Origin of the sequence: Sulfitobacter sp. HI0040 (assembly GCF_001634885.1) — a bacterium.
Taxonomy (GTDB): Bacteria; Pseudomonadota; Alphaproteobacteria; order Rhodobacterales; family Rhodobacteraceae; genus Sulfitobacter.
The window spans coordinates 1-217 of the sequence record NZ_LWEX01000347.1 but is presented as its reverse complement, the minus strand read 5'-3'; the positions used below and the strand labels follow the sequence as shown (position 1 = coordinate 217).

Here is a 217-nt window from a genome sequence, read left to right as displayed (position 1 = left end):
AACAGCTGTTTGAATTGCTGCGGAGCCTGCGGCAATGCGTAGAACTTGCCCGGATGCAGGCGCGAGGGCACCAGAAAGTCACGCGCGCCTTCGGGCGAAGAGGCCGTGATGATCGGCGTCTGGAATTCGCGGAAGTTCTGATCCCACATCCGTTTCCGGATGGAGGCCACCACGTCCGAACGCAGCTTCATGTTGGCCTGCATCTTCTCGCGCCGCA

1 protein-coding gene is annotated in these 217 nt (G+C 60.8%); it reads right to left on the bottom strand.

Features of this window, described 5'->3' with window-relative positions; genetic code table 11:
* Window positions 1–217 (bottom strand): amino acid--tRNA ligase-related protein (locus A3728_RS15085; RefSeq protein ID WP_330220285.1); only part of this gene is annotated, 217 nt, incomplete at both ends.